We start from the raw sequence: 23,486 nt of genomic DNA on the forward strand, positions 1-23,486 counted from the left end.
TACTATTAGTTAGAATATAAATTGGTAGTAACATATTCAGGATCACAGGTCACATCGATACCCAACGCGCGCAGAGTTTGTTCATCCCGATCGCTGAGGATTGCCGTGCAATGCGCCTTGCATCCCTTGAGAAGCGGCAGCTTTCCTACTGCCACGGAGGCAAATGGATTCTGTGTTCCGGAAATGGTCAGCGCCATGAGTACCTCCTCACAGTTCAAGCTTGTCCGGTCATAATCCAGAATATCAGTTTTTAATTTCTGTGTTGTTTCTAGTACCTGAGGCGTGATGATCAGCATATCATCAGCCAGGCCTGATAACTTCTTAATAGCGTTCAGCACCGCCGCCGCCGCCGCAACCATCCGGCGCGAGCTTCTTCCTGTTATAATAGAGCCGTCCGGCATTTCAATAGCCATGACAACAACATTCTCATATCTTTTATCGCAGTTACGCTTTTTTTCAGCATAATCTCTGGCCGGTTGTACGACCTTTCGATCGCTGACATCCTTGCCGACCTCCTTCATCAAAAGCTTAGCGCGTTCTAAAGAACTTTCGGAAATCTTTCCCTTTTTATAGTCGCACTCTGCCAGCAGATATCTGCGAATAATTTCCTGACAGGATGCTTCACGACAGACTTCGTCGTCGACAATAGCAAATCCCGCCCGATTAACGCCCATATCCGTTGGAGATTTATATTCAGATTCTTCACCTGTAATTTTTTCGATAATTCTCTTAACCACCGGGAATACTTCCAAATCCCGATTATAATTTACAGCCATTTCTCCATAGGCTTCCAGATGAAATGAGTCGATCATGTTGACGTCCTTCAAATCAGCTGTAGCCGATTCATAGGCAATATTGACAGGATGCTTCAGAGACAGATTCCAGATCGGGAAAGTCTCAAATTTGGCATAACGCGCTTTCGTTCCTCTTTTAAAATCATGATAAAGCTGAGACAGACTGGTAGCCAATTTGCCGCTGCCGCCGCCTGGACCTGTGACTACAACTAACGGCTTTGTCACTTCAATGTACGGATTAGCGCCGTATCCTTCATCACTGACAATGGTATCCACGTCAGTCGGATATCCTTTGGTATAATTATGCTTATAGGTTTTGATGCCGCGGCGCTGCAGCTTATTGATGAACATGTCCACCGCGGGAGCGTCCTGATATCTGGTCACTACCACACTGTTTATCGAAAGGTCATATCTGCGGAAAGTGTCGATAAGCCGCATCACTTCCAAATCGTATGTAATGCCGAAGTCCTGGCGAGTCTTACTGGTCATAATATCTCCCGCGTAAATGCAGATAATGATTTCCGCCTGTTCCTTCATGTGCTGAAGCAGCTTGATCTTCGCGTTTTCATCAAAACCCGGAAGTACACGCATAGCATGCTTATCGTGAACCAGCTTGCCTCCAAATTCAAGATACAATCGTTCCGCATGGCCCTGATTGATTCTCTCCAGAATATACTTTGACTGTTCTTCAATATACTTTTCCGCATCAAAACCTTTTTCTAACATAACTCCTCCTCATCAAAAAATATTATTACATCTAAAACCCTATACAGAAAGCTGCACTGCCCATAACACCGAGGTCAGCACCAGCGCTATGACAATAGCAATTACAACAATCTGCGCAATCAGCTTCTTTTTCTTCATCTTTTTTCCCCTTTTCTTATTGCATCACTTCAATTTTCAAGCGGTTTCTTCCCTCAGCGATTCCGCCCAAATTAACCTGGTAATCAATGTGAATATCGCCGTATCCTTCCTCTGACAGATTGTTGATCACATTTCTGGTCAAAACCTCCATATCCATACTGCCGTAAGGCGTCTCATACTGGCTAAAGAAGCGCTTCCCCTTTTCGAATACAAATTCTGTTCCAAAGCCGGCAGCTTCGCCAATCCTTTTCATACGAATAGTATCGCCTGTCAGCTTTAACGTAGTCTTACAACCCGGAAATCCAGAAAACTCGCTCTCATCATAAACCAGATACCGCGACTCTCCCTTTTCGTACAACTTTCCTTCCGTAACGAATTCCATCAGATCTTCGTCCTTCTCTCCAGCCATCTGTCTACCCGTTATTTTTAGCATAATATCTTTCATAGCCCAAATCCACTATCCTTTCAACCAGCTCGTCAAATGGTACTCCAGCCTCCTTCCACATCGTCGGAAACATACTGTACCTGGTAAAGCCGGGTATTGTATTGATTTCGTTGATATATATATCGCCGGTGTCTTTATCCACAAAGAAATCGACTCTGGCGAATCCGCTGCAATCCAAAGCTCTATAGGCTTTCCGCGCCAGCCTGCGTATTTCCTCATACGTTTTCTCAGGCAAATTGGCGGGAACGGTAATCTCTGTGCCTGCATCGTCTGTATATTTAGCCATATAATCATAAAAATCAAGCTTTGCTGTAATCTCTCCTACGGCCGCAACCTGCGGGCGGTGATTACCTATGACCCCGGTTTCTACCTCCCGGCAGTTAATCGCTTCCTCCACGATAATACGCCTGTCATATTTTGCTGCTAACAATAAAGCCTCCCGCAGCTCCTGTCTATTTCTTACCTTAGAAATTCCAACACTGGATCCCATATTGGACGGCTTAACAAAGACGATGTACGGCAGAGCGGCTTCAATCTCGTCCAATACAGCTTCCATATTTTCAACAGCATCCTCTGCATACACCAGATGATACCTGCTGGTAGGAATTCCTTCCTGCTCAAAGAGTTTCTTCGCGCTGACTTTATCCATGCACAGAGCCGAAGCCAATACGCCGCAGCCGGCATACGGCATATCCATCATCTCAAACAGACCCTGTATTGTTCCATCCTCTCCGTAAGGTCCATGGAGCACCGGCAGGGCAAAATCTGCCAGCTTCTTCAAATCACTGGGGCTAATCTCCTCTGATAAATGCTCCCATTGCCCTGAAGCAATCTCCTTTACATCTCCATCAAAGAGCTTCCAACAGCCTTCTCTGGTAATACCGATCATCTTCACAGCGTACTTTTCTCTGTCTATAGCCTCGATAACAGAAGTCGCCGACAGCAAGGATACTTCATGCTCGCCGGACCGGCCGCCAAAAATCACACCAATTGTTTTCATATTCTACGCCTCCTACAGCTCATCATAAATACTTTCCAAATGCTCTTTATCAAAAAAGTATCTTTTCTCGCAGAACTGGCAGGTAAGCTCTGCCTGACCATCCTCATCTATAATCTCGCGAAGTTCCTTTTTCCCTATGGTAGCCAAGGCCTGGGTGAGCCTGTCTTCACTGCAGTCGCATTGCCACTGCATTTGACGAAACTCCAAAACCTCTGGTACAAATTTCTCAGGCATGTTACCGAAAATATCGTCAAGAACCTCCTGCAGCACGCCTTCCTCGCTTTTTCCCGCGGAGCGCAGAAACGCCCGCTCTATGACTGTTGTCAAAGGTTCCAGCTCTGCCAACATAGCCTCTAAGGCGTCGACGGATTCCTCCTCAGCGTCAGGCAGCATCTGTATGATCATACCGCCGGAGCAAAGAACCGAACAATCCCGGGCAATTTTCACACCCAGGGCCACCGAGCTGTTCTGTTGTTCCGATATATAATAATATGCAGTAAGATCATCTGCGATCTCACCGGATACCAAAGAAATTTTTCCTATATACGGTTCTTTCAGTCCCAGATCTTTGATCACAGTCAGCTGACCGATTCCCAACGCTCCGCCCACATCCAAATGTCCGTCGGCTTTCAGCGGCAGTTCCAAATTCGGGTTGGAAATATAGCCCTTCACTCTGCCGTCGCCATAAGCAGTCGCTAAAATTTCTCTGGCCGGTCCGTCTCCTTTAAACTGAACGGTTAGCCGGTCTCTTTCGTTTTTCAGCATCAACCCCATAAGCCCGGCGCCGGTAAGCACCCTGCCTAATGCGGCGGTAGCCAAAGGCGTTGTATGATGAATCTGACGCGCCTCCTCTGTCATATCAGTGGACACTGTCAGATAAACGCGATAGGAACCACTTTTATCCATTGCTGTCAAAACTTTACTCATATCTATATCAACCTTTCTTCTTTGATTCCATCATCAGAAATTCACATATTCAATCATATATTTTATCACATTCTTTGCAGTTTGAACATGAAAAAATCACATTTATCATCTATAATTTGCTCATACTAAGAATCAAGACACGCATTTATATAAGAAAGGCAGGTAACAATATGGATCATTGGGATAAAGATCACGAACAGGGTGTACCTAATTTTATCATGGTGGGCAGTGAAGATGATGAAACTAAGACTGCAGAGCAGAAGCAGGAACAGGAAGCGTACCGGCAAGCCGATGCTGCCAGACGTTTAGAATACGCGGGGCAGACATCCTTTGATCATGAAAGACAGAATGAAGCGCACACAGCATGGCACACGCCTGGCTACGAAAATACTTATGAAGGGCGTACAGCAGGCTCGTCTGAACAGATAAGGCATGCCTCTGTTAGAAAGGTAAAACGCGAACCGAAGTATGTTACGCGGAAGGCCTTTGTTATCGCTTTGATTTGCTGCATGCTTGGCACATCGGCGCTTACAGTCGGCGGCTACACGCTGGCCAGTCAAATGGGCGTCGGAAACACGAGCAAAACGGTTTCGGCAACCAACTATTCTCTTGCCAGGGCTACAGGCAGTGAGAAATCTGTGGAAGAAATTATCGCCATGAATGAGAATGCTGTAGTGGAAATCCGAACGGAGGCTGTTTCGCAAGATATGTGGATGCAGAACTACGTAACGGAGGGCGCCGGAAGTGGTGTCATTGTGGACACGAAGGGTTACATTCTCACCTGCAATCACGTCATAGCAGGCTCTAGCAAAATTACAGTACGTTTAAAGGACGGTACGGAATGCGAAGCCTCCATAGTGGGTACTGACGCGCAAAATGATATTGCCGTATTAAAAATCAACGCTAAGAATCTGACAGCGGCAACCTACGGCGACAGTAGCAAAATGTCTGTTGGAGATTTGGTCGTAGCCATCGGTAATCCTCTTGGAGAATTAGGCGGCACTGCCTCTCAGGGCATCATCAGCGCGTTGGACAGATCTCTGACAGTAGATGGAAAGACGCTGACATTACTGCAGACTGACGCTTCTATCAATCCTGGTAATTCTGGAGGCGGTCTTTTCGATCACTACGGCAATCTGATCGGTATCGTAGTCGCTAAATCTACCGGTTCTGATGTTGAAGGTTTGGGATTCGCGATACCAATTGCCAAGGCTGCCGAAATAGCCAAGGACCTCATAGAAAACGGCCATGTAACAGGCCGAGCGGCTATCGGCATTCAGATTGTAGACGCTTCCGACGCACAGGTTGCTCAGCAATATGGACTGCGTATGACTGGCGTATATGTGCAGCAGGTCACAAACAAGGAAGCTGAAAAAGCAGGTCTGAAGGCAGGCGATATGATCTACTATTTTGAAGATACAAAGATCGAATCAGGCGCCGATCTGACCAGCGCTTTGCTCCAACATAAGCCGGGCGATAAGATAAAACTAACCGTAATCAGAGACAACAAAACGATTGAAATTAATATCAAGCTCGTAGAAGCTAACGGATAATTCTTTAGTCGTTCCATTGAGTTCTCATAGATTCAGCTCCCTGGGAAAACGCTGTACATGCGTACTCCCCAGGGAGTTTTATTTATATCTTTCCCATCTCTGCTGAAAAAATCTGGTCGATCCCTTTTCTTCAGTCAAGAATCACCAGCACGCGCAACTTTTCATCTTTTTTTCAAGATGTTGCGTTGCTCTACTAAAAAACGCCGAATTTAACCCCTTTTTGTTAAAATCTTGCGCGTGACCAGATGAGAATAGGCTATATCAGCTGATTTATGAGATTATTTTCCTGTTTTTGTATATATTTATACAAAAACAATTCTATATTTTGAGCATTGCGCAAAACAAGTCCAAAAAAACGTATAAAAGCTGCGTTTTTCGTCGCGCTCGCGCAACACAAACCAAAAACAACCCCCTATAGCTGCGCCTTTCGTCGTGGCTGCGCAACACAGGCTAAAAATTACTCATATAGTTGCGCAACTGCTCCCACAAGCGACTTTCTGCAATCACATTACTGCCAATTACCTTTCTAATCGTTTATCCTTACCTTCCGATCTTCTCTAACATCAGCTTGACATAACATTGCCCTCATACTATGATGTTCTTAGATCTTCTTCATACATGAAGATACTTTAATATAAGGAGAAAAAAAATATGAATGATACCTATACATTATCGCAAGAATTGCTGACATTTTTGGATGCCAGTCCATCCTGCTTTCACGCGGTAAAAAACATATCCGATCAGTTAACGAAATACGGATTCACCCAGCTTGCCGAAAATCAGAGATGGGAAATCAAACCGGGCGGAAAATACTTTGTTACGCGAAACGGTTCTTCACTGGCTGCCTTTACCATTCCTGAAAAGAAGATAAAAGGCTGGAGAATCGCTGCTAGTCATGGTGACTCTCCCTGCCTGAAGATTAAAGAAAATCCAGAGATTGCAGTAGAAAACCATTACATACAATTGAATATTGAACGATATGGAGGCATCATCAATAACGCATGGCTCGACCGTCCGCTTTCCCTCGCAGGGCGCGTTATCGTCAAAGAGGATGGCCGTCTGGTTAACAAGCTGGTTAATATCGACCGCGACCTGCTGTTGATTCCCAATATCGCGCCTCACCTATACCGTGATATCAATAAGCACGAATACAATATGCAGAAAGAGATGCTTCCAATCTATGGCGATATTTCAGCGAAGGGTACTTTTATGAAAACCGTTGTAGAAGCAGCCGGCGTCAGTGAAGCAGACATTCTGGGACATGACCTCTATCTTTATGTTCGTCAAAAAGGTACTGTCTGGGGTGCGTCCAGAGAATATATTGCCAGCTCCAGACTGGACGATCTTCACTGTGCCTTTGCCTCTTTCAAAGGGTTTCTGTCCGGGGAGAAATCCGAACACGGCGCAATCTACTGCCTTTTTGACAACGAGGAAGTAGGCAGTCTGACCAGACAAGGCGCCGCGTCTACATTCCTAAAGGATACCATGAACAGAATCTGCGACGCATTATCCATGAGCAGAGAAGATTATCTGATCAGTCTTGCTGACAGCTACATGCTTTCCTGTGACAATGCTCACGCGGTTCATCCTTCCTATACGGAAAAGTCCGATCCTTCAAATCGTCCATATATCAATGAGGGCATTGTCATTAAATATACTGCCGAACAGACCTACTGCAGCGACGGCCTATCCGGCGCTATGTTTAAGGACGTGTGCAAGAGAGCAGGCGTACCGTACCAGATTTTCACCAACCGGTCTGACAGCCGCGGAGGCAGTACATTAGGAAATCTATCCAGCGCACAGGTAGCTGTCAGCACTGTGGATATCGGCCTTCCTCAGCTGGCTATGCATTCTTCATATGAAATAGCCGGGACAAAGGATACAGGTTATCTGGTAAAAGCTGCCGAAGTATTCTTTGAATAAACCGATTTTCTGGAAAGAGAACAAAAATAGAAAAAAATACTGGCACTAAAATGGAAATCTATGGTATAATAGTATGGTAAAAGGCGAGAAGGGCCTTCCGCGCAAGTATGCGCGTACGTCCCTCTCGCTTTTTTTATTTAGGGGAAAGCGCCTATAAAAAAACAGAAACCTCTCAGGGCTCTCCCCTTTTAACAAATGGATTGCCCTTTATGCCTTTTTGTGCTAAAGTAAAAATAAATGAGCAAAAGAAGGGGTATCGTACAATGAACGAAAAAATTCTTATCGTAGACGATGAAAAAGAAATCGCAGATCTAATTGAAGTTTACCTGAAGAACGACGGATACGATGTTTTTAAATGCTATACCGGCACAGACGCGCTATCCGCTGTGCAGACAACCGCCTTTGACATGGCCGTGTTAGACGTCATGCTGCCCGATATCGATGGCCTTCACATTCTGCAGAGAATTCGTGAAAATCACTTCTTTCCCGTCATTATGCTAACTGCTAAGGTCGAAGATATGGACAAGATTATGGGACTGACACTGGGTGCGGACGACTACATCACCAAACCATTCAACCCTCTGGAATTGATGGCGAGAGTGAAAACCCAGCTGCGCCGTTATAAAAACTACAATCACGGCGGCGAGCCCATCTCTATGCACGATATCCGCGGCCTGGTCATCAACAAAGACACCCATGCCTGCACACTGTTCGGCGAGCCCGTTTCCCTTACCCCTCTTGAGTTTTCCATTCTGTGGTATCTTTGCGAGAGAAAAGGTAAAGTGGTTTCTGCCGAGGAGCTATTTGAGCAGGTCTGGGGAGAAAAGTATTTAGATAACAGCAATAATACAGTCATGGCCCACATCGGCCGGTTGCGTGAAAAACTCAACGAGCCGGCGAAAAAGCCTAGATTTATCAAAACTGTATGGGGAGTGGGGTATAAAATTGAAGCGTGAAAAAAGCCTAAGCCGTCGTCTTTCTGTCAGACTGTTTCTTCAAATGATAGCCACAGTTTTCCTATTTACCTTCGGCAGTGTAGCCGCCTACATGATTCTTCTCATGGTATTCGGCATGTTCGTGTGGCAGGGCGACGAACCCATCTATGTGCTTGGATTATGGGTTAGAGCACGTCAGGATATTCTCGGCCTCCTCTATCTAATGGCGGGTTATATTTTTATCGTTTATCATTACTGGTCTAAACCCTTTCATTATTTACAGGATGTCATCGACGCGTCAAAGATAATTTCCAGCCAGGACGACCGGCTGGCAGAACTGTCTCCAGCCTTATCTGATCTGGAAACGCAGTTAAATCAGATCAAAGTAACTACACTGGCAAGTCAAAGAGCAGCAAAAGAGGCAGAGCAGCGAAAGAGCGATTTAGTCACATACCTGGCCCACGATTTAAAAACGCCCATTACATCGGTAATAGGCTATTTAACCTTACTTCGAGATGAGCAGGATATATCTGCCGATATGCGCAAACGCTATCAAAATATTGCGCTAGACAAAGCGGAGAGACTTGACGATTTAATTAATGAATTCTTTGAAATCACCAGATTCAACCTGTCGCATATCGAATTAAACCGGCAACAAATTAATTTGACGCTGATGCTTCAGCAGCTTATCAGCGAATTTGCTCCTATGCTGCAGGAAAAAGGCTTATCCGTTTCTCTGTCCGCTCCGGAAGGTATCGTTCTTAAATGCGACCCTGATAAGCTGCAGCGAGTCTTTGACAATCTGCTGCGCAACGCAGTCAATTACAGCTACGAAAACACTGCCATCCAGATCACTGCCTCGCCCGAAGGCGACCATATTTTACTGGTTTTTGAAAACAATGGAGACACAATCTCAGAAGAAAAGCTTTCCCGCCTCTTTGAGCAATTCTATCGTCTTGACACCTCTCGAGGAACAAGATGCGGCGGCGCTGGTCTGGGTCTCGCCATTGCCAAGGAAATCGTAGAGCTGCATGGCGGAACAATCAAAGCGCTGAGCGCAGACGATATCATCCGTTTTGAAATTTATCTTCCATCGTAAGTTCGCCACTGTCAGCAATTTGTAAGAAACTTCGCAGAGTTTCTTCATCACTTCATAAGTTTAAATATAAGAACAAAATCCATCTGTCTGGTATGATACAGTCATACCCTGGGCGATGGATTTTTTCATTGCCTGGAAAGGAGTCCACTTATGAGCAGAAAAAGAATTACAGAGCGATTTCCATGGCTTCTGCCCTTGCGGCAAACCCAGCGAAAAATCTTCTTTTACGCCGGTATGCGGCTAGACCGAAACACTTATGCTAAAACGCAGCGAAAAGGCCTGATGCCCAGCCAGATCATTTCAAAATCAGAACCCATGATCAATCGGGACAGCGGCTATGACATTCAATACCAATACAACAAGGTGCACAATCTAAAGCTAGCCGCAGCAAAGCTTCATGGTCTGCTGATCAAACCCGGCGAAACATTTTCTTTCTGTCTGTCCGTCAAAAAAGCTGACAAAGAGACTCCATATAAAGACGGACTCAGTCTGGTTGACGGCAAAATTCAAGGAGAATACGGCGGAGGCCTTTGCCAGCTGTCCAACCTGCTTTATTGGCTTTTCCTTCACACACAGCTAACCATCGTTGAACGCCACGGCCATGGTACGGAGGCCGTAACGCCTGCAGATCCGGACATGTTAGCTGGTATCGACGCTACCATTGCCGAAGGCTGGTTGGATTTGAAAGTAAAAAATGAAACCAGCCACGTCTATCAGCTGGCGTTCCACTTTGATGAAGATGTAATTTGCGGCGAAATATTAGCTGATACAAATCGTTGTTACGACTACACGCTATACAATCCGTTGCGTCAATACATTCTTCGTGAAGGACAAATTATTGAAGAAGCTACGCTGGCGCGGAAACGTACTAGTCTTTTCACCGGCGCAGTCGATGAGGAAATACTTTATCGAAATACCTGTGTCATCGAATATCCGCTGCCGGAATCAACAGTTATAAAAGAAGGGGTTTAAAATAAATGAAAAAGAATTTAGCAATTATTTTCGGAGGCTGCTCCTCTGAGTATCCGGTATCACTAAAATCAGCTTACAGTATTCTGACCAACATTGATTCGTCTAAATACGATGTAATTCCTGTAGGTATTACACGCGACGGTCAATGGTTCCATTTTTACGGGGATTATCAGGAAATTCTGGATGACACCTGGCATCAGAACCTGCTGCAGTTAAAGCGCGCTTTCCTATCGCCGGATCGTTCCGTTCACGGGCTTGGCGAAATTACAGATAAAGGCCTTCGCTTTTTCTGGATTGACGCGGTATTTCCTGTTCTTCATGGAAAAAATGGGGAAGACGGCAGTTTGCAGGGACTTGCGGAATTAGCAAGCATCCCGGTGATCGGCTGCGGCGTTCTCGCCTCCGCTCTGTCCATGGATAAGCATAGAGCACACCAGATTGTCAAACTTGCCGGCGTCAAAGTCCCTCGAGCAGTACACTTTGACCGTAAGCCATCAGAAAGCGCGTTGCTCAACTCCTGCAAGGAGCTGACTTATCCTCTCTTTGTCAAACCGTTGCGCGCCGGTTCCTCCTTGGGAATTACCAAAATAGCCAGACCAGATCAGCTGGCCGAAGCCGCTGAAGCCGCCTTTTCCCATGACAGTCAAATCCTGATCGAGGAAAATGTAGAAGGCTTTGAAGTGGGCTGCGCTGTGCTGGGTAATGAAAACCTCCTACTCGGACGAGTTGATGAAGTAGAACTGGACACCTGGTTTTTCGATTATGAAGAAAAATACACCCAGCAGCATGCAAAGATTCACATGCCTGCCCGTATCGATTCATCCACCGAAAAACGCATTCAGGAAGCAGCAATAACGATTTACCGCGCTCTGGACTGCAAAGGCTTTGCCCGCGTAGACATGTTTCTGACACCGTCCGGCGAAATCGTATTTAATGAAGTGAACACAATTCCTGGATGTACCACATTAAGCCGCTATCCGAAGATGCTGTCAGGCATTGGAATGTCTTATGCCGATGTTGTGGAATCGTTAATTCAATCGGAGTTACCATCATGAAAACCATAGCTCTAACATCTGAAACCATGCGCAGAGGAAGCCTGGCTCTCGTCAACGCCACCCATCCCTTTGCACCTGAAAGCAAGCCAAAATGCCTGCCAATTACCCCTGGATCTTCAGAAATCCTTTTGGAATCGCGCGCTGCATCCTGTATGCGCGTGCTCATCGGTTCCATCAATGGATGGGATAAAATTGTTCCCGTCAGCGGTTACCGTTCTGCCGCAGAACAAAGACGCATCTACGAAAATTCCCTCTTAGAAAACGGCCCGGAATTCACACGTAAATTCGTCGCGCCGCCCGGCTGTAGTGAACACGAAACAGGCCTGGCCATTGATCTGGCAGAACAATCTTCAGAAATTGACTATATTTGTCCTTCCTTCCCTGGCAAAGGTATCTGTCAAACACTGCGCGACACCGCAAGCCTGTACGGATTTATTCAACGCTACACAGAAGCAAAAGAAAACATAACCGGCATTGCCTGCGAACCATGGCATTTTCGCTTTGTGGGTTATCCCCACGCCATAATCATGAATCAACTTCATCTGTGCTTAGAAGAATATATCTCATACCTGCGGCAATTTCCATGGGGCTGCAATCCTTTGCAGTTTACAGCCTCCGGTCGGACAATTGAAATCTACTGGGCAAGCGGCTTCGGTGAAATCGGTTTGCCTGATACACATCTCGCGGAGGTTTCGGGAACCAACGCCGGAGGCCATGTGATTACACTATGGCAGTAATCCGTATCAAAACGCTCCCCTTGCAAATCGCGAAGGGGAGCTTCTGGATTACATATTGTCAATGGCTCAACTCTCTGCGAGATCAAACCTCTTTTTCATGATTTCCTTGATCTTTGATTTCAATACGATCTTCTGACCTTCCGCCTCGCAGGATTTCTCATCTCTCTCTCCTACCAGGCAAAGCTGCGGAAAAATGACGCACCACCAATTTTGCCCGTCTCCCCGACCCAGGGTCACCCTCAGCGCTTCATAATTGCCTGCCGGTAAAGTGAGATCCTCATAACTTTTTTCCGGTATAAAGGTCACCTTTCGTCTGGCCGAAACAGGATAGTCAAATCCCCTTTCGCGAATAAGATCCTCCGCCACCGCCTCAAACTCACCTAAGTGACTGTCGATATAGCTGCGCGCGTCTTCAATATTTTCTTTTCCTTCCATCATTTCAATAATCCGGTCTCGTACAGCCAGCTTTAACAGCTGATCCTCCGGACTGTCGCTGTTAGCAATCACATGAAGTCTGATAATGCCCGGATGATCGTTTGGCGTATGTTCTATGTAGAAAATTCCCATGCACGCCAAAACTGTGAAAAATATAAACCAAACACAAAGTTCCTTCTGTAATACTGTCAATCTCATAATTCCCATCCTTTCTACACCGATTATGGACAGGAATTATGAGATTATACATGGGTTCTGCATTTTTCTGTCAAATGGAAATCACTATTTTACGATCAAAAGTCTTCTGCCCGATTCCGGCTCTCCGTCCAAATTATTCGCTATGCGAAGATGACCCTCCGTAGTTCTGTAGCGCTTTGCTAAGTCCCAAAGACATTCTCCCGGCTTCATAGTTACAATCACCATTGGGTATTCCTTCTCTCTCACCGTTTCTACAAATCTTGGGCTTTCCAGCATGACTACCTGTTCCTCTTTACAAGTCTGCACACAGAGCAGAATAGCCACGTTAACTTCAATTTGTTTCTCATTGATAAACTCTACCCATGCGCTTTTAATCAGAGGACGGCAAAAAGCTTTCTGACTACTCATCGCGCTTTCCAACTCCACCGTTCCCCGGAAGTCCGGCGCAGCTTTCTCTGCGAAGAAGATTCCGTTTTGATCCTTCCACAGAGCGCTGCAGGAAAGAACGCCGCTGACCATGACTCTCCCCTTCTCGCAATGACACTCATAATCCAAAACCTGCGCGCTTGCGTATATCGCCTCCGACGCCTTTGTACCTTCCGGCAGGTTGATAATTTCTCTTACTGAAGTTTCTGCCATCGCATCGCCCACAAAGTTAGTAACCTGCCGTTTTGCAAAATCACAGACAAATTCCTTCTCTCGGTGATAAGCATCTACAGCCATCTCTCTCTGACGGCTGCCATAAAGCTCGATTCTACTCTGTACAGTCCCCCGAACGCGGAAATGAATATCATCAGGATTTTCCTCATCGCTGCCAATGACTACTGCTAAATCCTGACTAGAAAAGCCCGTCCTGACAGAATTCCACGTTTTACCACGATGCTCCTTTTCAATAGGTATGAATTGGGTGAATTCAACTCTGTGATTCATTTGACAGATGGATGTGCCATCCGGTTCATCAGGATTTTCAGCACGATAAAGAATATCACAAAAAACGAAACCGTTGATGACCACCTTTTCCGTCGTAACCTGTCTGTAATTCTCCGTAATTGTAAAATTCTGCTTCAAAATTGACTCCGGAATCAATGCCGTATCCTTCCCGCGGAAGGTTTCGTCAATTACCGTTTCATCTTTTTTTACCAGTTCCAGACATGTCAGACAAGTCTCCTGCTTCCTCAATTCCAGTCCTTCATTTTTCAGTCCGTCAAAAAACTGGAACTCGCGGCTGCATAAAAGACGGGCAGAAAACTCCATGGTAACCTTAATACGAAATTTCCGTTCGTTTACTATCATAAACTCCAAATTTCTTATTTTACAGTTGAAGACACCCTCAGCCTGATCCTGCGGATTCAAACTCCACTGATACTTGTACGGCACTTTCGAAGTAATAGCCACCGGTTCCTGGCTATCCTCAGCTGCGTAAATAGTCTGTACTGTCAAGCTCCCTGTAAAATTCAAGAGATCATCCGTCTTAGGCGCTACCTTTTTTTCCGACGGCGCAATGTCGCATACTGCTTCCATTAATAGAATATCACGCATATCCGGCTTAATATCCGGCACTAAAATATCCTCTTCAAATTGGTATGTAACCGTCTGTTCCTCGGCAGGATACACGATTTTCTCTGTATGATAAATCGCTTCTGCCGGAGTGACGACTGGCGCCCTGGCCGGTTGCAGAGCGTATTCAGGTATATCATTTTCATGGGTCATGGCTTTTTTCCCCTTTCTAATATTGGTCTGCTACAGTCTATGCCTGCAGTCCTGTTAATAGAACGTAAATTGCATTTCATCCCTTTTCACCCTAATCCACGTAAAACAAAACCGCTAAAAACAGCCGTTTTTCCTTGGCATTTTTCTTGCATGAAATTATAATATACGTATATATTTCTACCGAAAAGAGGACACTACCATGTACGACATAATTTTTAAAAACGTCCGCGTCATTGACGGTACATCCGCCCCTTGGTTTCGTGCTGATGTAGCCATAAAGGACGGCCGTATCTGTAAGATCGGTACGGTCGAAAACGATCCTTCTGCAAATATCGTAGACGGCCGGGATCAGTATCTCGCGCCGGGATTTGTGGACATCCATTCCCATAGCGATACCTCCCTTCCATCCTATCCGTTAGCAGAAAGCCGTATCCTTCAAGGAATTACAACGGAAATCGGCGGCGATTGCGGCCTCTCTGTCGCACCAGTCAGTCCCGATCCTGAGAAAAAGAAGCAGTTGCGAGACTATGTAGGCGATCTTGATTACACCTGGCAAACTGTGGGGGAATACTTGGACACCTTGGAAGCCCGACAACCCAGTGTCAACTTCGGCACAGCTGTAGGTCACGGCTCTATCCGCTTGGCCGTTATGGGTTTTGAAACACGCAAAGCTACAGAACAGGAAATGAACCATATGCGCGCCCTGCTGCGCGAAGCTCTGTCGGATGGCGCGTTCTGCATGTCCAGCGGTCTGATATATCCGCCCGGCTGCTACGCCGGCACTGATGAATTAGCGCAACTCTGCGAAGAACTGGTTCCCTTCGGCGCTTTTTACGAAACACATATGCGCGATGAAGGCGATCACGTAGTTGAAGCTGTAGCAGAATCCCTGGAAATCGCCAAAAGATCCGGCGCTCCGTTACAAATTGCTCATCACAAGGTAACCAGAAAAAGCGGATGGCAGGTTCACTGCAAAACTACCATTGCTATGATCGACCAGGCTCGCCGGGAAGGACTTGACGTACAATGCGACCAGTATCCATACAACGCTTCAGCTACTTCTCTGGACAGCAACATTTCCAACTGGGCCTTTGACGGCGGTATGGAGGCCCTCTTTGACAGACTGAAAGATCCCGAAACTCGCGCCAGATTGAAAGACGAAGCCAATGCCAGCCATGAGGGTCGATGGGGTGATATCTACGTTGCTTATGTGGAAAGCAAAAAAAATGCCTGGACCGTAGGCAAGAGTATTGAGCAAATTGCCGCGGCCAGAGGAGTAGATCCTGCCGACGCGTGCTTCGATCTGGTTCTTGAGGAACGTGGTCACGTCAACGAGGTGAACTACGGCATGTGCGAAGAAGATATTGAATATATCATGGAACGTCCCTATGTCATGATCGGTTCTGATGGAAATGCCGTCAGTATGGATTATCCGGGTCAGCCGCACCCTCGTTGGTACGGCACATTTCCACGCGTCATCGCCAAATATTGTCGCGATCGAAAATTATTCCCTCTGGAAACTGCCATATTCAAGATGACCGGTCTTCCCGCGGCTCGTCTGGGACTTTCCGATAGAGGTCTTATCAAAGAAGGTATGCATGCGGATCTTGTCCTCTTCAATTTTGATAAAATCGAGGATACTCCAACCTACGACAATCCGAAGCAACCGTGCGCCGGTATTCAACAGGTCTATGTCAACGGTGTTCTTACCGCGGAAAACGGCCGTCATACAGGCGCTCAAGCCGGACAAGTTTTGAGAAAGGGTGTAAACGCGTAATGAAAAAAGAAAAAATACTGCAGGAACTGGCCGCGATGCCTGGTAAGGTAGGCTTCTACTACAAAAATGTCGTAACAGGAGAAACTCTGGGTTATAATCAACAAGAATCATTTTTACCTGCCAGCGTGGTAAAACTGCCTTTAATGATGGCGATCCTTTTATTCCGCTCCCGCGGCGAGACGGATTTTGACGAAAGGATTACTATTCGCGACGATCAGAAAGTCCCAGGCTGCGGCGCTGTGCAGCATATTCCTGGTGAAGTAACTCTGGAAATGGGTGCGTTGGCAAAAATGATGATCACCATCAGTGACAATACGGCAACCAACGCGCTGCTGCGTCACTACACTGTACCTAAGGTTCGCGAGGCGTTTCATGAATTGGGAATGATCGGAACACAATTCAACCGTGAATACTATGATTATGAGAGCGAAAACAAAGGTATTCAGAATTATTTTGTACCGGAAGAATTGGGGATTTTGTTAGAAAAGATGTATCGTCGTACACTGATCAACGAGGAAGCGTCGATATGGCTGGAAAACGTTCTCCGCCAACAGCAAATCAACCACAAAATGGGCGGTTATTTGCCGATGGATTATCCAATGGCCCACAAAACTGGTGAGGAAGAAGATAAAACTCATGATGTAGGTATCGTTTTCGCCAAGCAGCCATTTATCGTCTGCTATGCCTCTAATGATATCGAAATCGCTGTCTTTGAAGATTTCATACGAAGAACGACCAAAGCTCTGGCTGATGAAGCCGATGCCGCGGATGAGTCCTTCTGTAAAAAATAACAACAAAAATAGCAGTCGCTGCTTAAACGCAAAGGCTGCTATTTTATTCTCCTTTTTCTTCCTTATGCTTTGCGATTAAAATCCAGACTCCTGGATTTCTTCAGAGGCAAGCGCCGCATATTTTTTTACAAGTTCAATTGCTCTCGCGTATTGCTCATCGCTCATGCGGCTGATCGGCGCTGAAATACTCATGGAGAATAGGATATTCCCTCCAGGTCCGTAAATCGGAGCGCCTGTGCAGCGCAATCCTTCATTAAATTCCTGATCGTCTATGGCATATCCCTGTTTCTTTACTTCTGCAATACTTGCCTTAAATTCCTCAAAGTTCTTACCGATTTCATCCTTATGCCCTTCATAAATCCACTGCAATTCCGCAGCCGACATATCGGACAGCAATACCTTGCCCAAGCTGGTACTACAAATCGGATATTTATGACCCGGTATAAAGTTTGGTCTTAAAATTTGAGAGCTTTCTTCCTTATGTATCGTAATAATTTCATCACAGTTGGCGATAGCCAGACAAATATTTTCATCACATTCGGCGTTTAACTGCTTCATATATTTAATTGCAACTGCCTTTAGCTTTTCCAGACAATCGACATTTTTGGACATCTGCATTACCTTTGCTCCCAGACGATACTTCTTATTTTCCCTGTTCTGGAAGATAAGACCTATAAACTCCAAACTCTGGATAATTCTATATACAGAACTTTGCGGCATACCGATCATTTCAGCGATCTCTTTTACGCCAATTTCCTGATAATCATCATCAAAGCAATCGAGAATATCAATTGCCTTCAGAAGCGTTAGGGTGAATAAATTTTTTGTTACCATTACTGACCTCTTTTCTAAATTTTTATAACTTCTTAGTTAAATACTTGTAGCGATATTTTTTCAATGGATTTTTATTTAATCTATATACCTGACTCAGCAGTAAATGAGGCTCGTTATAGTCCGGATGCCTGTGGACAATATAAACGAGTAAGTCTAAAAGCGAATCCGCCTCCTGCTGATCCTTTGCTAATCCTTCTTTCATAAGCGTTTCAGCATTCATCGATAAATCTTCTAAGAATACCGGCTCATTTTCTAACGCGATTTTTTGTAATATCATATGGCGTCTTCCGATGCCGTCAGTTTTAAGGCCATATACTCTTGCTTGAATTTTGGAAATATTATCCACAAAATTATACATCTTTAAACCGTATTTGTAAAGGTAATCTTTTAAATCTGTAGGTTTATGCAGATAATATAAATCAGATAAATGCTGATGTGCAAATCCGAGTTTCTCCTTTAGATCATCATCATAGTCCAGATTGTCCATCGCTCTCATATCTTTCTTTTTCCAAAACCCAAGATAAAATGATACGATTCTCCGATCCAGAATCCTCTTTGTCCGATCTATATTTTGTATATATTTCTGAAAGGCTTCCCTCTCCTTTTTATTTCTGTTTTTATACAAGCGCTCACCAACGAGAAATGCCAGCATTCCCGTTTCGTCCATTACTTTCAGCGCTTTCCCTGTGAATTCCCCGGTCATAATATTTTGGAATTTCTCTGTGAGCGTTTTCTTATCCTGACTGGTCAGAATTCCGCCTTTGGAGATTAATACAGAAAAAAGCTCATGCGATAAATCGTATCCCGTTTCCGCTATCTTCTCCACGATAGTCAGCAAATCTTCCGGATGCTGCTCCAAATATTCCTGCGGCGTATATACTAAATCGATGACTTCATTTTTAATATCCTCTTTCCCCTCATACGGATCATAATAATTCTCGCCATCATACCCAACCGAGTCTACCGTGAAAAGCTTATCTTCAAAAAACGCTTCTGCAGAATTATCCTGTCTCTTTATGAAAATCCTCCATGTGCTTTTCGAATTATCCTTCTGCTTATATTCCAATGAACAAATCCAATTATCAGAATTATTTTTATTTCCCTCATCCACGATCAAATCCGTCTTTTTCAGAGCGGCTTCACTGGCGTTAGTAATAATTGTCCAGTGGTCTGCTTCCCTTCCAATCAATTCATATTCCAAGCATTTTCCAACTAAGTAGGCATAAAATCCCTGATTTTTTATTTGCAGTAGCAGTCTTTTTATACTTGCTGGGATCTTTTTCATTCTCCGTCCTCCATCAAAATGATTTCAATATTCAAAATCTATTTTTATTTTATCACTTAACATTCGATATTTCAATATCATTTATCCATTTACAGCTTGTTCTTTTAATGTTAAAATAGAATCATCTTATTTTACGAAAGGAGACACACATATGAGTAAAAAAGTCCTCATTTTTATGTCTAGTCCCAGAAAAACAAGCAACACTGACGCGCTGTGCAGAAAATTTGCAGAAGGAGCTCGCGCAGCAGGTCATGAAGTAGTACAGTTCAACGCTTCCGATTTAAAAATCTCCCCATGCCTGGCTTGCGACTATTGCGGAGAGCATCAGGGCTGCTGTCAGCCGGACGACATGCGCAAAATCTATGACGCGTTCAATGCTTGCGACGTCATCGTATTAGCATCTCCACTTTACTACTATACTATCAACGCGCAAATGAAAATTTTCATCGACAGACTATACGCCCTGGGCTTACCTAACGGATTTAAATATGATCAAAAGGAATCTCTCCTTATCATGACAGCCGGCGAAGACAAAGAAGATCTTTTCGAACCGCCGCTCCGCTACTATCGCCATCTGCTCGACAAGATGTTCCCATGGGAATCTCGCGGAGAGCTTTGCGTCGGCGGCTTCAGCGCTAATCCGTCCATCGAAGGCCATCCCGCTCTGGATGAAGCATATCAGTTAGGAAAATCTCTGTAGCAATCCTTCGAAAATACAAATCAAGCACTGGGAAATCGAAAAACTTCTCAGTGCTTTTTTCTTCAAACGAAAATAAAACAAAGATTGAAATTTCACCGATCAAAGCGGAATAGTTTCCTGAAAAGCCTTTCTCTGTATGGTCGTTTTGACTCGTCACTAAATCATAACGCGCTGCACGCTATTAACGCTCTTTCGGCGCAGTCACAATTTCGCCTGTCATGATTCTTAAAATATTACGGTCAGTTTCACCCATACCGTTTCGGCCTACATAACAAACATTTGATACGGTTTCCTCTACGTCAATTCCTCTCAACCCTTCTTCTTGTCCAAAGTGCTGTCCATCCTCCAGCATATGTACCGACATAAGCATAGCGTCAAGCGCGGTTGCCAATTTGGCCGCGCAAGTGGATTTCGCGCCGTCACAGAAGATACCTCCAACGTTAAGCAAGGTTGATTCAATAACTTCTTCAATGCTCTCCGTCTTCCATCCTTTCAAAAACGCGATACCTGCTCCAGACGCCGCGGCAGCTGTGGCCGCGCCACAAAACGCAGATAAACTCCCAATCTTTTTCTTTACGTAAATAGAAACAAGATTGCTCACCGCCAATGCACGAATCAACCGTTCTCTCGGCATCTGACGTTCTTGTGCATATTCCACTACAGGCAGGCAAACCGCCAATCCCTGGTTGCCGCTTCCAGAATTGATCACGACCGGCATGTTGCAGCCATTCATTCTGGCATCAGAGCCAGCAGCAACCTTACCCTTTACACGAGAGGCGAAATCAGCATGACCTCGTTTGATTAGCGTTTTTCCGATATTAGCGCCATAATTGTTTTTCAAGCCTTCCTGAGAAATTGCGACATTACAGTTAATCTGGTTTTCCAGAGTTTTCTCAATCTCGTTAATCTTTACTGTTTCAGCAAATCGAATAATTTCCGTCAAAGTAATTTCATCGCTGAATAAACCATCCTTCGCAGAGGTTTGTTCCCTTTCCAAGAGAGCATTGCCATCCTTTACAATTTTCACTATATTCGTATGCGATCCTGCTACCGTCACCTCAGCGATATGCTCTGCGCTATACGCTTTAATACGAATATAAAGATTGTCAACTCCCTCTGCAAGCAGGCACTGGCAGTAGCCGTCGTCCACCTTCTTCTGACAATAGGAAATATCTCGTTCCGTTACACTTTCCAGCACTTGCAGGCCGTCAGACGAATTACCTGCGACAGCGCCCAGGGTGGCCGCGACAGCAATTCCCTTTTGGTTGCCCGAATTAGGAACTGTGACGCCCATTACATTTTTGACAATATTACCGCTGCACTCTGCCACTAGTCTTTCCGGCTCCTCCCCCAGAACCTCCGCCGCCTTTGCCGCGGCAAAGGCCACCGCTATAGGCTCCGTACAGCCAAGCGCCGGGATCAGCTCGCTTTCTAGCAGACTGATATATTTCGCCGTCTTTCTTTCTTCCATATCTATTATACGTCCTCCGCTATTTACTCGTTATACTCCTGTTTCTGTTTCAACGCCAAGATCATAAATCCATTCCGTCAAATCATCAGAAACGGTTAAAACAATGGGTTTAACCAGCAGCAGCTGCAGCGGGATCACCGACAGCTTTCAGGCCGTCAGCGCTGTTCCACATCTGCAGCTGCAAGCAACGTATCAACTTCTTTACACACAGCGCCAGTCCGCTGTATTTTATAAGTAGCTCTTGATAATCTTCACCATATCTTCAGCTTTATTATCAGCATTGATTCCGATTTCTCTCAGCTGATCGCTAATATCCTCAGGCAGTTCCTTTCCATCGATATTTTCGTTCAAAAGACCTCCCATGATAATATGAACGTCCTTCAAATCCCTTTTTTCCAATTTCGCCAACAGCTCCTTACCGTAGCTCAGGCCAATTCCGTTATATGTGCTGACACAGATAATACGGCTTTCCGTTTCAATAACAGCATCGCAAAGTTCATCCGTACTTACAGTTGTACCCAAATCAAATACCGTCGCACCTGCGCCTAACAGAATCTCCTTTACCAGCTGCTTGCCAAACTCATGAGCATCGGTCGTTCCCATTACTACCTTTACGCTCTTCAGAGAATCTTTCAACCCATCGATCTGCACCATGATATCATGGCTCTGTTCCTGCAGGTCACGAATAACGTTGGTCGGTCTTACAGGAATTCTTCCGCGAAGCGCCTCTTTTTCCTGACGCCCTACGCCCCATGCTTCCTCTAATTGCGCTGGACCAATTGCTTTAAGAGCCGCCATAATTTCTCCCGGATGCTCTATATCTACGCCCAGGGAATCCAGTCCGTTCATAACTCTCTCAAAGAATACATTACCACAAGCAACCAAAAGATCCTTCGTCTGATAAATTTTGTTCCAATCCAGGAATTCAGCAACGCATGGCGCTTTCTTAATCAGCATATCAGTTTCCAAATGTGCCGCGACCATCTCGTCTACAGTCGGTATTCTGACCGCTTCCGTTACAGGAATAGGCACTACGGCATGTCCTGTAGACATATGCTGCTGTCCAATAATATCTCCTGTAATAAAGGATGCCAACGCGCCTGTATTCTTATCCAAGTCGTTACCATATTCCGTCGTGTTTCCATAGATCATAGTTCCCGGAATCTGATTAGGATTCATTTCCCACACCGCAAGGTTAAAGATAATTCTATCTATCGGATTACTGAACAAATTTCCGAAGCAGTGACCCAATCCGCCGCCCAGCAGAGTTTCTACATAATATCTTTCTATTTTAGCCCATCCTACCAGATTAGCCATATCGTGAATCTGTCCGCCATAACCGTCGTCCAGGTTAGAATGGATAATTACGCCATCCTCCTTGAACTTGCCCATGATACCTACCGCTGTCATCGTATTGATCGTACGGTGATCCTCACGGTCTATACCAGGAAATTCATAGTTATAATAATGGCTCATATTTCCGATCGTTGTAACGCCGGCGCGCAAAGCATTCATGCAATTTTCCACACCATTCATCATACCGATCATCATATCGCCGCAATGAGGCTGAACAGGTACGATCTGTCCAATCTGCATCCACTCATCCTCGTTTTTCATAACAAGACCCGTACCCTGAATCTGCCCTTTTCTCCATTCTTCAGGAAGTCCCATAACATTGTCCATGCAGAATCCAAACCGGTCGATATAACTGCCTCGCTTCTGCAGCTCATTATAGAGCTTTTCACACGCTTCCCTCGTAGTATCCCATGTATTATAGCCAATATGACTGTGCTTCATCACATGACCGTTGCCGAGGCATTTTTTCTTGTACTCACCTTCCGTCTTACATCCCTTTTCTTTCAAAAAGAGCGTCTGGCCGATTTTCAAATCCTTCGTCAGCTTGTCTACATCCGACATAATCGATTTCATATCAGGAAGATCCTTGTACTCGAACCTTTTGTTCATTTTAATATCCATAACA

General features: G+C 45.2%; 20 protein-coding genes. 10 read left to right on the forward strand and 10 right to left on the reverse strand.

Annotated elements, in window-relative coordinates; genetic code table 11:
• Positions 1-5: 5 nt before the first annotated feature.
• The 4 genes from ACPW7J_RS13390 to hslO form a co-directional block, all read right to left on the reverse strand.
• Positions 6-1,520 (reverse strand): DUF1846 domain-containing protein, encoded by a 1,515-nt coding sequence (locus ACPW7J_RS13390; RefSeq protein ID WP_161874737.1) that lies wholly within the window; start codon positions 1,518-1,520, stop codon positions 6-8.
• Positions 1,521-1,674: 154 nt separating this feature from the next.
• The gene (locus ACPW7J_RS13395; protein WP_161874736.1) at positions 1,675-2,103 is read right to left on the reverse strand and encodes a DUF1934 domain-containing protein; all 429 of its coding nucleotides are present in this window, start codon (positions 2,101-2,103) and stop codon (positions 1,675-1,677) included.
• A complete protein-coding gene (locus ACPW7J_RS13400; protein ID WP_161874735.1) occupies positions 2,072-3,103 on the reverse strand; it encodes a D-alanine--D-alanine ligase family protein in 1,032 nt (343 codons plus the stop codon). The genes ACPW7J_RS13395 and ACPW7J_RS13400 overlap by 32 nt, the downstream gene beginning before the upstream one ends.
• Before the next feature lie 12 nt (positions 3,104-3,115).
• Complete coding sequence (gene hslO, locus ACPW7J_RS13405) at positions 3,116-4,030, reverse strand: Hsp33 family molecular chaperone HslO (protein WP_161874734.1); 915 nt, start codon at positions 4,028-4,030, stop codon at positions 3,116-3,118.
• A gap of 170 nt (positions 4,031-4,200) precedes the next feature.
• On the opposite strand from hslO, the gene ACPW7J_RS13410 reads away from it, so the two are divergent.
• The 7 genes from ACPW7J_RS13410 to ACPW7J_RS13440 all read left to right on the forward strand — a co-directional run bounded on the left by ACPW7J_RS13410 (position 4,201) and on the right by ACPW7J_RS13440 (position 12,304).
• Positions 4,201-5,583, forward strand: coding sequence for a trypsin-like peptidase domain-containing protein (locus tag ACPW7J_RS13410; protein WP_161874733.1), 1,383 nt, complete (start codon positions 4,201-4,203; stop codon positions 5,581-5,583).
• A gap of 651 nt (positions 5,584-6,234) precedes the next feature.
• Positions 6,235-7,506 (forward strand): M18 family aminopeptidase, encoded by a 1,272-nt coding sequence (locus ACPW7J_RS13415; protein ID WP_425755420.1) that lies wholly within the window; start codon positions 6,235-6,237, stop codon positions 7,504-7,506.
• Between the two features lie 263 nt (positions 7,507-7,769).
• Positions 7,770-8,462: a VanR-ABDEGLN family response regulator transcription factor gene (gene vanR / locus ACPW7J_RS13420; RefSeq protein WP_425755421.1), complete on the forward strand. Its 693-nt coding sequence runs from the start codon at positions 7,770-7,772 to the stop codon at positions 8,460-8,462.
• A complete protein-coding gene (locus ACPW7J_RS13425; protein WP_425755422.1) occupies positions 8,452-9,540 on the forward strand; it encodes a sensor histidine kinase in 1,089 nt (362 codons plus the stop codon). The genes vanR and ACPW7J_RS13425 overlap by 11 nt, the downstream gene beginning before the upstream one ends.
• A 150-nt stretch (positions 9,541-9,690) precedes the next feature.
• Positions 9,691-10,512, forward strand: a complete 822-nt coding sequence (gene vanW, locus ACPW7J_RS13430; protein ID WP_425755423.1) for a glycopeptide resistance accessory protein VanW — start codon at positions 9,691-9,693, stop codon at positions 10,510-10,512.
• A gap of 5 nt (positions 10,513-10,517) precedes the next feature.
• Complete coding sequence (vanG, locus tag ACPW7J_RS13435; RefSeq protein WP_425755424.1) at positions 10,518-11,567, forward strand: D-alanine--D-serine ligase VanG; 1,050 nt, start codon at positions 10,518-10,520, stop codon at positions 11,565-11,567.
• Entirely contained in the window at positions 11,564-12,304 is a 741-nt protein-coding gene (locus ACPW7J_RS13440) for a D-alanyl-D-alanine carboxypeptidase family protein (RefSeq protein WP_425755425.1), read from the forward strand. The genes vanG and ACPW7J_RS13440 overlap by 4 nt, the downstream gene beginning before the upstream one ends.
• 66 nt (positions 12,305-12,370) lie before the next feature.
• Here ACPW7J_RS13440 and ACPW7J_RS13445 read toward each other — a convergent pair whose 3' ends face one another.
• Together ACPW7J_RS13445 and ACPW7J_RS13450 are read right to left on the reverse strand one after the other, a co-directional pair.
• A complete protein-coding gene (locus ACPW7J_RS13445; RefSeq protein WP_425755426.1) occupies positions 12,371-12,937 on the reverse strand; it encodes a stage II sporulation protein R in 567 nt (188 codons plus the stop codon).
• Positions 12,938-13,021: 84 nt separating this feature from the next.
• Positions 13,022-14,647, reverse strand: coding sequence for an SPOCS domain-containing protein (locus ACPW7J_RS13450; protein WP_425755427.1), 1,626 nt, complete (start codon positions 14,645-14,647; stop codon positions 13,022-13,024).
• A 199-nt stretch (positions 14,648-14,846) separates the two neighbouring features.
• Here ACPW7J_RS13450 and ACPW7J_RS13455 point away from each other — a divergent pair, with 199 nt between their 5' ends.
• Both ACPW7J_RS13455 and ACPW7J_RS13460 read left to right on the forward strand, forming a co-directional pair.
• Positions 14,847-16,424 carry an N-acyl-D-amino-acid deacylase family protein gene (locus ACPW7J_RS13455; protein WP_424960314.1) on the forward strand — a complete coding sequence of 526 codons (1,578 nt, stop codon included), beginning with the start codon at positions 14,847-14,849 and terminating at the stop codon, positions 16,422-16,424.
• Positions 16,424-17,215, forward strand: coding sequence for a serine hydrolase (locus ACPW7J_RS13460; RefSeq protein ID WP_161874723.1), 792 nt, complete (start codon positions 16,424-16,426; stop codon positions 17,213-17,215). The genes ACPW7J_RS13455 and ACPW7J_RS13460 overlap by 1 nt, the downstream gene beginning before the upstream one ends.
• Before the next feature lie 75 nt (positions 17,216-17,290).
• Here ACPW7J_RS13460 and ACPW7J_RS13465 read toward each other — a convergent pair whose 3' ends face one another.
• Both ACPW7J_RS13465 and ACPW7J_RS13470 read right to left on the reverse strand, forming a co-directional pair.
• Positions 17,291-18,049 (reverse strand): IclR family transcriptional regulator, encoded by a 759-nt coding sequence (locus ACPW7J_RS13465; protein WP_161874722.1) that lies wholly within the window; start codon positions 18,047-18,049, stop codon positions 17,291-17,293.
• Between the two features lie 22 nt (positions 18,050-18,071).
• Positions 18,072-19,334, reverse strand: coding sequence for a hypothetical protein (locus ACPW7J_RS13470; protein WP_425755428.1), 1,263 nt, complete (start codon positions 19,332-19,334; stop codon positions 18,072-18,074).
• Between the two features lie 151 nt (positions 19,335-19,485).
• On the opposite strand from ACPW7J_RS13470, the gene ACPW7J_RS13475 reads away from it, so the two are divergent.
• The gene (locus ACPW7J_RS13475; protein ID WP_161874720.1) at positions 19,486-20,034 is read left to right on the forward strand and encodes a flavodoxin family protein; all 549 of its coding nucleotides are present in this window, start codon (positions 19,486-19,488) and stop codon (positions 20,032-20,034) included.
• Positions 20,035-20,215: 181 nt separating this feature from the next.
• Here ACPW7J_RS13475 and ACPW7J_RS13480 read toward each other — a convergent pair whose 3' ends face one another.
• Both ACPW7J_RS13480 and ACPW7J_RS13485 read right to left on the reverse strand, forming a co-directional pair.
• Positions 20,216-21,505: an L-serine ammonia-lyase, iron-sulfur-dependent, subunit alpha gene (locus ACPW7J_RS13480; RefSeq protein ID WP_161874719.1), complete on the reverse strand. Its 1,290-nt coding sequence runs from the start codon at positions 21,503-21,505 to the stop codon at positions 20,216-20,218.
• A gap of 228 nt (positions 21,506-21,733) precedes the next feature.
• Positions 21,734-23,482 carry a cobalamin B12-binding domain-containing protein gene (locus tag ACPW7J_RS13485; RefSeq protein ID WP_425755429.1) on the reverse strand — a complete coding sequence of 583 codons (1,749 nt, stop codon included), beginning with the start codon at positions 23,480-23,482 and terminating at the stop codon, positions 21,734-21,736.
• Between the last annotated feature and the right edge of the window lie 4 nt (positions 23,483-23,486).

It is taken from the genome of Ihubacter sp. rT4E-8 (assembly GCF_049852125.1).
GTDB lineage: Bacteria > Bacillota > Clostridia > Peptostreptococcales > Anaerovoracaceae > Senimuribacter.